This is a genomic window from Brevibacterium sp. HMSC08F02 (assembly GCF_001807555.1).
In the GTDB taxonomy this organism is placed as follows: domain Bacteria; phylum Actinomycetota; class Actinomycetes; order Actinomycetales; family Brevibacteriaceae; genus Brevibacterium; species Brevibacterium ravenspurgense.
Window position 1 is genome coordinate 220,709 of sequence record NZ_KV789345.1, and the last position, 8,304, is coordinate 229,012.

Sequence of the window (8,304 nt, forward strand, 5' to 3'; positions counted from 1 at the left end):
GCGTGGCAAAACTGGATCCTCAGGACGTTCGCGGCCCCGCTTCCGGCCGTGGCGCAGACGGCACCGACGGCACCGGAAGCGACGGCACTGCCGCACCGCACTCAGAGGCATCGACGACGGGACGGAACCCGCAGTCTGAAACTGCGGCCGCGTGGACGTCGAGCGAAAACGCTTCCGAACCTCCCACGCGGTCGGCCCGAGCCCGGGATCTCCTGTCGGACCTTGAAAGAGCCGGTGCTTTTGACAAGCCCACGCAGGAAGTTGAGTACGTTGACGGCAGCATGCCGGAAGGTGCGGGCAGCGAAGCTGAGGCAGGCGGTAAGCCCGTTGCATCAGGTGACGCATCTGGTTCTGCGCAGACCGCCTCGATCAGCGTCGACCAGGTGCGCGAAGGTGTCGCCAGGCAGAGGGCGGCAGACACGGCCGCCACCGTACGCCCCGCCAGCGCACCTCGCTCGCGCCCCACGAAACCCGAACCCGCAGATGGTGCCGGGCAGGCACCTCGTCCTTCTCAGGGGCCCGGGGTGCGTTCCGGGGCAGGTGCTGTCACCTCGAAAGCTGGAAGTCCCAAGAAAGGTGCAGCGGCCCAGAGCCAGCGCACCTCACGTTCCAAGCGGCGTGCCGCGCAGCGAATCGCACAGCGTACGGTAGCGCGCTTTGCCTCTGATCCGGAGCCGACCACCCAGCCGGTCCCGATCGTCAAAGTGCTTGAGGGCACCCCGTACCAGGCCCCCGTGCAGGCGAAGGCGAAAAGCGAATCCGAAGCGCGGATGATCCTGGACTTGGCGGTCGACATCGGGGCCATGGTCCTGCGTGCCGGAGCCGGCAGTTCTGACGTTGAGGTCAGCGTCATTGCCGCATGCACCTCGATGGGGCTGCCGAACGCGGAAGTCGACCTCACCGCCACCGCACTCACGGTCCACTACGCCGACCCCGAGGGCAAGCAGATGACGGTCGTGCGGGTTGTGCGTGAGGTTTCCCCGCACTTCGCCAAAGTGTCATCCCTGCACCGGCTGGTGTCCGACATGGTCGCCGGCAAAGTTGACTACACGCAGGCGCGCAGCCGACTGGATGCCATTCGCGCCCAGCGCAGGCCCTTCCCGCAGTGGCTTGTGACCCTTGCGTGGGGTGTGCTCGTGGCGTGCTTCGTCACGCTGATCGGCGGGCGCCTGCCGTCTGCTGTTCTGGGCTTCGGCCTGGCCATCTTCATTGACTGGGTGGGCCGGGTGATCGGCAAGACCGGTCTGCCGGCGTTCTTCCTCGTGATGGCCCAATCGGCGATTGCGACGCTGACTGCAATGTTTGCCCATCACGTCGGGTTCATTTCATCGCCCCAGTATTCGGTTGCCGCGGGCATCGTTCTGCTGCTGCCCACCCTGGGGCTGGTGTCAGCCGTACAGGATGCGCTGTCGAACTTCCCGCTGACCGCTGCCGGGCGCATAGTCGAAACGGGGATGGGCTTCGGCGGCATCGTCTCCGGTATTGCGTGCGCTGTTGTCATCGGCAATACGCTCGAGCTCAAACCGATGGAGATTACGGTGCAGAGCAGCGGGATCAGCGTGCTCACCACGATCATCGCTGTTATTGCCGCGTTCCTTGTCGGTGCTTGCGGCGCCATTGGGTTCTACTGTGCGCGCAGGCTCGTGATCCCGGCCGCGCTCATCGGCCTTGTGGGCTTCCTCGTCTATGTGGGTGCTTCGCTTGTGGGCATTGAGAACATTCTGGCTCTGCTCATTGCGTCGACGATTGTCGGTTTGTTCTGCCGCCCGGTGGCCTCCCGCTTGGGTTCACCGGCGATTGTGCTCATCGTTCCGGCGATCTTCCCGCTGCTGCAGGGGCTGTCGATCTTCGCGTCTGTTTACCGGATGATCCCCGTGCCCGGGGAGGATGTTCCTCTGTCGGTTGGCCTGGGTGCCCTGTTTGCGGCGATCACCGCGAACTCGGCAATTGCCGCCGGTGCTGTGCTCGGTGACTTCCTGTCCCGGCCCATGTCGCGCTACGCGAAATCCCGTCGGACTGCGAAGGCTCGAGCGAAAGCGGAAGAAAAGCTCGAGGCTATGCGCAAGGATGCGGGCATCAAGCCGAGTACGGCCTGATCAGCGCAGTCGTTTCAGTCCACTCGCCAGTCGATGGGGGCTGAGCCCTGTTCCTCCAGCAGCGCGTTGCAGCGGCTGAACGGCTTTGACCCGAAGAAACCGCGGCGGGCTGACAGCGGCGACGGATGGGGTGAGGCGATGATCGGAATGTTCCCCAACAGGGGAGTGAGCGTCTGTGCGGGCCGGCCCCACAGAATGGCGACCAGTGGTCCGCCGCGGCCGGCGAGTGCGCGCACGGCCTGTTCGGTGACGGCCTCCCAGCCCATTCCGCGGTGTGACCCGGCATCACCCGCACGCACCGTGAGCACTCTGTTGAGCAGCATGACGCCTTGCCGCTGCCAGGCCGACAGGTCGGCATGTTCGGCTGGTGCAATCCCGAGGTCGTCCTCGAGTTCGCGATAGATGTTGCCCAGTGAGCGTGGCAGGGGGCGCACGTGGCGCTCCGCCGCAAACGACAGTCCGATGGGATGGCCGGGTGTGGGGTAGGGGTCCTGGCCCACAATGAGCACTCGCACGTCGGCAAGCGGTTCGAAGAATGCGCGCATGACCTGTTCGGGCCGGGGAAGCACGAGGTGGTGCTGGGCATCCCGTTGGACCGTCCGCTGGAGTTCGCGCACCTTGGGCACGGCGGGGCCCAGTGCTTCCAGCCAGTCGGGGCTGACGTTTTCTAACAGGTCAATCGTCATGACTACGACCCTAGCGCGCACGCACACGGGCTGTGCGCAATCGGGCAGACGGGGGCCTACAAGCCCTGGGGATGCGCGGCTATGCTGAGTCCAAGAGTGTCCCCGCCCACACTTCTGCGGTTGAGGCAGCGCGGGGCACAGCGCAAACGCTTCGATGCCGAAAGGACAAAGACGACTATGGCACAGGTACGGGACTTCCCCGAGGTCAAAGACTGGAAGATGCTCATCGGCGGCGAATGGGTTGAAGCCGCTGACGGTTCGTGGGCTGATGTCATCACGCCGATCGACCGCAATCGTGTGATTGCCCGTGTTCCGGAAGGCAAAGAAGAAGATGCCGATTGCGCTGTCAAGGCTGCTCGCGCGGCTTTCCCCGCGTGGTCTGCTCTGCACTTCAAGGAGCGTCAGAAGGTCCTCGGACAGTGCGCCGACGCCCTGGAAGAGCAGGCTGAAGAGCTCGCTCAGCTGACCGCGATCGACACCGGCAACGCGCTGCGCACGCAGGCTCGCCCTGAAACGCAGACGCTTGTTGACCTGTTCCGCTACATGGCCGGTGTGGCAGGCGAAGTGAAGGGCAACACCCTTCCGGCCGGCGAAGCGCAGCTGCAGTTCACGCGCCGCGTTCCGCTGGGCGTTGTGGCAGGCATCCTGCCGTGGAACTCGCCGCTGATGATTGCGGCGTTCAAGACTCCTGCAGCGCTGGCTGCGGGCAACACGATTGTCCTCAAGTGCGCCGAGGACGCACCGCTGACCATCCTCAAGATGGCTGAAATCATCCAGGAGTTCCTGCCTGCGGGTGTCCTCAACGTTGTGACCGGCAAGGGCTCGGTCATCGGTGAGGCTCTCACTCAGCACAACGATGTCGACAAGGTTTCCTTCACCGGTTCGACCGGTGTGGGCCGCCACGTGGCCGAGGTTGCCGGCGCTCGCCTGGCTCACTCTTCGATGGAGCTGGGCGGCAAGAGCCCCAACATCGTGTTCCCGGATGCGAACAACGACTACACGCTCGAACAGGTTCTCCTGTCGACCCGCTTTGCCCGTCAGGGCCAGTCGTGCACCATGGGCTCGCGCCTGTTCCTGCACGAGGACATCTACGACGACTTCCTGGCTAAGCTCGTTGACGGTGTTGCCAAGATGAAGGTCGGCGACCCGCGTGATGAAGACAGCGACATCGGCTGCGTCATCAACAAGAAGCAGTACGATCAGATCGCGAACTACATTGAAATGGGCAAGGCCAACGAGGGTGTGGAAATCGCCTACGACGGCGCTGACAAGCTCGAAGTCGGCGAACCCGGCTTCTACCACGCGCCGATCATCTTCGCGAACGCCAAGAACGAATGGCAGACTTCGCGCGAAGAGATCTTCGGTCCCGTGCTGACCGTCATCAAGTTCAAGACGGAAGACGAAGTCATCGCAATGGCGAATGACTCCGACTACGGTCTGGCCGCGTACGTCTTCACGAAGGACGTCGACCGTGCGCTGCGCGTGGCCGACAAGATCGAGTCCGGCTGGGTGCAGGTCAACCAGGGCGGCGGCCAGGTGGCCGGCCAGTCCTACGGCGGTATGAAGACCTCCGGCTTCGGCCGTGAAGCATCGCTTGAGGGCATGCTCGAAGGCTTCACCCAGATCAAGCAGATCAACGTCAAGATCAACTGATCTGACCAGCCGGGTCAGAGAACCCGCTGGGATGGGAAGCGCCCCGGTCACCTCGCACGAGGTGCCGGGGCGCTTCTGTGCCGCCGTTCGGCTGCTGTTTAGTTTGGCTGCCGCTTATGTGCTTTTTGTCTTTCGGGCTGCTGTGGTTGCTGTGCAGGCCCGATCGGGGCTTATCAGTGTGCCCGCGGTGTGGCCGTGTTCCGACCTTGCGAGCCTCCGTCTCGTGAAGAAAAGAAGTTGACGAGGGCCCACACCGCGGAGGCCAGGATCAGCGGAATTGTCATCGCCCACGAAGCAAACGCGATGACGGCCTTTGCGACCCAGCCCTCGTCCCCGGCCTGCGACCATACGGTTGCGCCGATGCTGATGAGCAGGAATGCTCCTGCCGCGCAGAGCAGAATAATGAAGACGGTGCGTGCGCCCTGTGTCTTCGGCATCATGGTTTTGGGCAGCATTTGAGTCTCCAATCAGTCGGCTGCTGGCCTCGCTGCCAACATTGCCCTGATACTACATCGCGAGAACAGGACGCTGTCGTTCGTCTCCAGTTTTTTTGTTTCCTTTGTCTTTGCCCCTAAATGGCGGGAAAGTGAATTGTCTGGTCCCATAGTCTCGGACGAGGCCTGCTGGGAAGCTGAGCCGCCGGTATCATGGCCGGAGAAGAGGAGGGAGCATGTCGCAGGAGCTTACGGAACTCGAAGCGGAGATTCTTCGCTTTGAAGGTCAGTGGCCCACCTACGGGGGAGCTAAGGACCGTGCGATCCGCGAGCAGTTCGACCTGTCTGCCGCCCAGTACTTCCAGGTGCTGGGCAGACTCCTCGACAACCCCGCGGCCTATGTCGAAGATCCCGTTCTCATCAAACGGCTTCGCAGAATCCGCGAATCCCGACAGGACACAAGAGCACAGGCGAGGATCCCACGCTGATGGCAGAAGAACCCCAGTACGAAACCCGCGCGGAGCGTCGCGCAGCTGACGCGGCCAACCGTCGAGTCGGAGCTCACCGGGCCGGAGCGTCGGCAGGCAGCTACAAGGCGGCAACCGCTGTTGTCGTTGTCCTCGCCTTGGTGGCGGTCCTCCTGATCGTCGGCGCAGTGAGAATCATCCTCTCCGCCGGTTCTGACCCAGAGGCCAAGGTCGAAGAACAACAGCAGGTCGAGCCCGGTGCAGACGATTCCAAGGATGAGTCTTCGAAGTCGGCTGATCCCAGCGAAAGCGAATCGGGCGAAGCCTCGGAAGGTCCTTCTGATGAAGCCTCAGAGAGCACCCCGAGTGACGGCGAGTCCACCGGCAGCAGTGACGTTAAGACCGTCGCGGGCGAAAGCGGCGACCCGAACCTGTCGATCCTCAACGCGTCCGGCGTCAACGGCGCAGCCCGCAAGTACGCCGACCAGTACGAGTCCCAGGGCTGGACGCTTGGCCGCGTGGGCAACGCCGGCACCAACGTGTCGTCGACCACCGTGTACTACTCGTCTTCGGAATACCGTGACGCGGCTGAACGTGTTGCCGAGGGCCTCGGTGGTGTCAGCGTTGAGCAGTCCAGCCGCTACCAGGTGGGCGTGACGATCATCATGGGCCCCGATGTGGCAAACAGCGATCCTGCTGAAGGCTGAGCCTGAAGCTGTTTCGGGTGGGCGGCTAAGCCCCGCCGGAACTCTAGACTGAAGTTTCGTTCCACATTTGGGAGATGACATGACACAGGGAACCGTCAAATGGTTCAACGCGGAAAAGGGCTACGGCTTCATCGCCGTGGACGATTCCTCCGACGAAATCTTCGTCCACCACTCGGCCATCCAGATGGAGGGCTACCGCTCGCTGGCTGAAGGCGGCCGCGTGCAGTTCGAGATCGCACAGGGCGAAAAGGGTGCACAGGCTGAGAACGTCGAACCGCTCGACTGACAGCCAGCCCAGCTGAACTTCTCACGAGGGGGAGGGACAGAATTCTGTCCCTCCCCCTCGTTACCTTTTAGGTGTCACCGCCTGGGAGGGCACATGGCCTTCACTCTCTTTCTCCACCCCACGATGGCCCATCGATCCCGCGCCTACGCCACCACCAACAAGACCGCCAAAGAGGCCGGAACAGGCCTCAGCTCCACCCAACACGTCACCCCCACCGAACGCAGCGCACTACGCATCTTCGGTTCACGCTGATGGGTCGAAACGTCTTGAAAGTACTCGGAACACCCGTCCTAGGACGGCGCGGGTCGACGTGGTGTAGCTAAGCGGACTGGCGTGTGAGGATGATGTAGACGGTAACTGCCGTGGCGGTGAGTACTGGCCAGATAATGAGCGGGACGGTGATCGCGCCAACATCGGCGAGAACACCTCCAAGGAGAGCCGCAAAGGGGACAGTGCCCATCGTTACCATGCGCATTGCCGCGCTCGTGCGGCCGAGGTACTCCTTATCCACCGCTTTTGCTACGTATGAAAACCCTGCGATATTGGCGATGGTAAGGGTAAAAGCCCAGCACACTGATTGAATGAGAAAGAAAGCGCGCGCCCACGAGGGGATGAGGAGTGCCAGTATCGGCAGACACGCCACGATTGCTTGCGTGATGGAACTCCAAATGTAGAGCGTTCGCACAGGGATGGTATTCATAATCCGGGGGGCGATTGCTGCGGCGAGGATCCCTATAGCCGCGGAAACGGTTCCAAGGATGCCGAAAAATGGCATCCCGAGTTCCAACACGCGCAGGATCACCACGTTCACCATCGAGTCGCTCAAGGCGAGTCCAACGTTGCCTGCTGAAATCAGGCATACAGCACCGAGAAGGAAACGGTTGGTTCCGAGAATTCGGAAACCATCGGTCAGTTTCTGCGAGAGAGGTCGGTTGTCTTTTCTGGGCCGGGCCGCCTTGCTGCTCTCGTCTACTGCGTCGATAGTCGTGTTTTGGTTGCCAGAGAACTGATGCTGCCTAAGGCGTTGCAGTATTCGGAGTGCGAAGAATAGAGATAAAGCAAAGAAAAGGATGGCGACACCGGTAGTTGGAGTTGTACCGAAGAAGGTCAACGCTAGGCCAGCCGCGGCAGGTGCGACGACTCCTGCAATGGAATCTGCCATTGCCATCCTAGATACAGTATTTTCAATCCGACCGTCACTTCTGGCGATAAAGGGCACGAGGCTCGTTTGGGCATTTTCCGAAGCAATAATCGACACCCCAAGGAAAAAGACGATTGCCATGAAAAATGCAGGCTTGTCCAGCCCAAAGTGGAGACCGAGGCACAGGGAAGCACCGAGCAGTACCTTGAGTGCGAGGGAGAATGTTAGGACCGTTTGCGGTTTGTAGCGGTCGACAAGAAGGCCGATGGGGAGCGCCAAGAAGATTGCAGCCCCCGCCTCGAGGAAGTCCAGAACTCCTATCTGCGTGGTAGAGAACCCAAGGATTGAAATTGCGATGATTGACATGGACGAGTCAACAAATTCACGCCCGGCAGCATCGCTTGCGTTAGAAGCTTGGAGAGAACGTAAGAGGTGTCGTTCTGAGTTTTCTTGTATCAAGGTCTCGGGGTCGACGGTGACTAAGGACTTTCGACCCTAATGGTGGCGCATGTCACTTGCCAAGTTGGGCTTATTCTCTATTTTTGGCTGAAGGCGGCCGCGTGCAGTTCGAGATCGCGCAGGGCGAAAAGGGCGCTCAGGCTGAGAACGTCGAACCGCTCGGCTGACAGCCAGCCCAGCTGAACTTCTCACGAGGGGGAGGGACAGGATTCTGTCCCTCCCCCCCGTCATTTTCCTAAGGAGGGGCGGCGAGGTGCCGGCGACAGGGGGAGCGGCGCCTCGTCCCAGAACACTTGCCCACCCTTTAGCAACAGAAACTCCTGTTAGCAGTGGTTGCTAAGTGTACTAACCGGGGACGTTGGTTGAGTTTGTGTG

At 61.6% G+C, this 8,304-nt stretch carries 9 protein-coding genes; 6 read left to right on the forward strand and 3 right to left on the reverse strand.

Translation table 11 applies throughout. The features are described from left to right. The first annotated feature begins 2 nt into the window (after window positions 1-2). Window positions 3-2,096, forward strand: a complete 2,094-nt coding sequence (locus tag HMPREF3172_RS02790) for a threonine/serine exporter family protein (RefSeq protein ID WP_070515219.1) — start codon at window positions 3-5, stop codon at window positions 2,094-2,096. A 14-nt stretch (window positions 2,097-2,110) separates the two neighbouring features. Here HMPREF3172_RS02790 and HMPREF3172_RS02795 read toward each other — a convergent pair whose 3' ends face one another. Beyond that, complete coding sequence (locus HMPREF3172_RS02795) at window positions 2,111-2,782, reverse strand: uracil-DNA glycosylase (protein ID WP_062020553.1); 672 nt, start codon at window positions 2,780-2,782, stop codon at window positions 2,111-2,113. Between the two features lie 177 nt (window positions 2,783-2,959). Here HMPREF3172_RS02795 and HMPREF3172_RS02800 point away from each other — a divergent pair, with 177 nt between their 5' ends. Continuing rightward, window positions 2,960-4,435, forward strand: a complete 1,476-nt coding sequence (locus tag HMPREF3172_RS02800) for an aldehyde dehydrogenase family protein (protein ID WP_070515221.1) — start codon at window positions 2,960-2,962, stop codon at window positions 4,433-4,435. Window positions 4,436-4,608: 173 nt separating this feature from the next. Here HMPREF3172_RS02800 and HMPREF3172_RS02805 read toward each other — a convergent pair whose 3' ends face one another. Beyond that, the gene (locus HMPREF3172_RS02805; protein ID WP_218078920.1) at window positions 4,609-4,872 is read right to left on the reverse strand and encodes a hypothetical protein; all 264 of its coding nucleotides are present in this window, start codon (window positions 4,870-4,872) and stop codon (window positions 4,609-4,611) included. Window positions 4,873-5,105: 233 nt separating this feature from the next. Here HMPREF3172_RS02805 and HMPREF3172_RS02810 point away from each other — a divergent pair, with 233 nt between their 5' ends. The 4 genes from HMPREF3172_RS02810 (at window position 5,106) to HMPREF3172_RS10495 (ending at window position 6,581) form a co-directional block, all read left to right on the forward strand. Further along, window positions 5,106-5,357, forward strand: coding sequence for a DUF3263 domain-containing protein (locus HMPREF3172_RS02810; RefSeq protein ID WP_062020547.1), 252 nt, complete (start codon window positions 5,106-5,108; stop codon window positions 5,355-5,357). Continuing rightward, a complete protein-coding gene (locus tag HMPREF3172_RS02815) occupies window positions 5,357-6,043 on the forward strand; it encodes a LytR C-terminal domain-containing protein (RefSeq protein WP_019175759.1) in 687 nt (228 codons plus the stop codon). Before HMPREF3172_RS02810 ends, HMPREF3172_RS02815 begins: the two co-directional genes overlap by 1 nt. 79 nt (window positions 6,044-6,122) lie before the next feature. Further along, window positions 6,123-6,329, forward strand: a complete 207-nt coding sequence (locus tag HMPREF3172_RS02820; protein ID WP_019175758.1) for a cold-shock protein — start codon at window positions 6,123-6,125, stop codon at window positions 6,327-6,329. A 93-nt stretch (window positions 6,330-6,422) separates the two neighbouring features. Further along, window positions 6,423-6,581 carry a hypothetical protein gene (locus HMPREF3172_RS10495; protein ID WP_176746121.1) on the forward strand — a complete coding sequence of 53 codons (159 nt, stop codon included), beginning with the start codon at window positions 6,423-6,425 and terminating at the stop codon, window positions 6,579-6,581. Between the two features lie 67 nt (window positions 6,582-6,648). On the opposite strand, the gene HMPREF3172_RS02825 is transcribed toward HMPREF3172_RS10495, so the two are convergent. Then, window positions 6,649-7,836, reverse strand: a complete 1,188-nt coding sequence (locus tag HMPREF3172_RS02825) for an MFS transporter (RefSeq protein WP_070515225.1) — start codon at window positions 7,834-7,836, stop codon at window positions 6,649-6,651. Between the last annotated feature and the right edge of the window lie 468 nt (window positions 7,837-8,304).